Origin of the sequence: Teichococcus vastitatis, from assembly GCF_003604215.1 — a bacterium.
GTDB classification, from domain to species: Bacteria; Pseudomonadota; Alphaproteobacteria; order Acetobacterales; family Acetobacteraceae; genus Pseudoroseomonas; species Pseudoroseomonas vastitatis.
This window is the reverse complement of sequence record NZ_QXGS01000125.1, coordinates 1-1992: the sequence shown is the minus strand read 5'-3', so window position 1 is coordinate 1992 and position 1992 is coordinate 1. Positions and strand designations below refer to the sequence as shown.

Annotated in this window: 1 protein-coding gene; it reads right to left on the bottom strand. The window is 63.7% G+C overall.

What is annotated here, in order from left to right:
* The coding region (locus D2K64_RS23380; RefSeq protein ID WP_120010810.1) for an MHYT domain-containing protein at nt 1–1779 on the bottom strand (1779 nt) is incomplete at its 3' end.
* Nucleotides 1780–1992 lie beyond the last annotated feature (213 nt).

Sequence of the window (1992 nt, the reverse complement as noted above, 5' to 3'; positions counted from 1 at the left end):
GAGGCGGCCGCCTGACTGAGCGGCCAGCCCGTGCGCCATGGATAAGCCGAGCCCTGTTCCCTGGCCAGGTTCCTTGGTCGTGAAGAACGGTTCTGTAGCGCGGGACAAGGTGGCAGCGTCCATTCCCGTTCCTGTGTCGGCGACTGAAAGGCACACATAGGTACCGGGCTCCAGCCCGTCCGATGCACCTGCAAGGAGCACCTGTTCCGAGGCAGATATGCTGAGCGTGCCGCCGTGAGGCATGGCGTCGCGGGCGTTGACCGCCAGGTTGAGCAATGTCAGCTCCAATTGATGGGCATCGACGTGGGCGCAGCACAGGTGCAGCGGGAAATGGGTGTCGACCTTCACCATCGGCCCGAGGGAGCGCTGAAGCAGATCGGCCATGCCTCGCACGAGCTCCTGGATATCGACCGGCTTGGGCTTGAGATCCTGCTTGCGGGCGAAGGCGAGGAGGCGTTGGGTCAACCCCGCACCGCGCTGCACGCCCTGAAGAGCGTTCTCGATCAACGACCCCCATCTCGGATCATCCGGCAGACGTTTCCGCAGGAGCTCCAGATTGCCCAGGATCACGGCCAGGAGGTTGTTGAAGTCGTGCGCCACACCTCCGGTGAGCTGGCCAATGGTCTCGATCTTCTGTGACTGGCGGAGTGCTTCCTCGGCCCGTCGACGCTCCGTGATGTTGGACAAGCCGCCCAGGACGCGCGGTACGCCTTGCTCTTCTTCGCGCTCGATCCGCGCGGAGGCAGTCACATCGAGGATGTCGCCGGCCTTGGTTACGGCGCGATAGTCGATGTTGCTGAGTTCACCCTCCTGGAGGAGGGCAGGCCAGTCACGCTGCACCAGCTGACGTGCCGATGCCTCGGTCAGGAAATTGATCAGCGGCCGGCCGATCACCTCGTCACGGTGGTAGCCCATCATCTCGAGCCATGCCTCCGTGACATCCTCGATGCACCCCTTGTTATCGAGGGAGTGGAGGGGGAGTGGCGTTCGGCGGTAGAGGGATCTGAAGCGCTCCTCGCTGCGGCGGAGCGCGACCGCTTCCCGCTCGGACAAGATGGCGAAGCGCCGGTCGAACATGGCCGCGATCAAGGTCAGGAACAGGATCAGGAATGTGGAGGCTGCGACAGCGAGTGCGAGCGTCACCTGTGTCAGGCCGGCGCGGCCATGAGCCATGTCGACGTGGGAATGGGCCGTGAACACGGCTCCATGCATGCTGGCATAGTGCATGCCTGAAATCGCCACGCCCATGAGGATGGCGGAACCGAGCTTTCCGGCCGCACGATTGGCCAGGGTCGACAGCCATAGCGCAACCGTTGCTGCGCCGATGGCGATCAGCACGGAGACAGCGATCCAGAGCCGGGCATAGTGAAGATCGGCAGCCATCTGCATCGCGGCCATGCCGAGATAGTGCATCGCCACAATGCCGAGGCCCATGAACAGGCCGCTCGCGAGGAGGAGCACGGGCCCTGGACGCGATCGGCTCACCACGGCGAAGCTCAGCCCCGTGGTGCCGATCGGCACCAGCAGGGACAGGAGAGTAAGGCTGAGATCGTAACCCACCGCCATGCCGGGCACGCTGAAGGCCAGCATGGCCACGAAGTGCATGGCCCATACACCGCCACCCATGGCGAGCGCGGCTGCCGCGAGCCAGACGGAGCGAGCCCATCCACCTGCAACCCGGACCCGGCTTGCCAGATCGAGAGCCGTATAGGATGCAGCCATGGCGATGAGAACGGAAAGGGCGATCAGGGCGCTATCGTGCGTTCCGGAAAGGGTCAAGCTCGAGACCTTCTATCAACCAAAAGTGTAATAATAGCTCAGCAACATATCGCCGTTGCGGGTGCCGGCTGTCCACAGCCATCTCGCGCGGAACGCCCCTGGAGGCCTGCCTCGCCCGAAGGGCGGGTTATCGGGCTCGGTCTAGCAGTCTGTCGGATTTCCCTCCGGTCTGAAATCCGCGAATCTGATGGGCATGACGCAGTTTATCCCCTT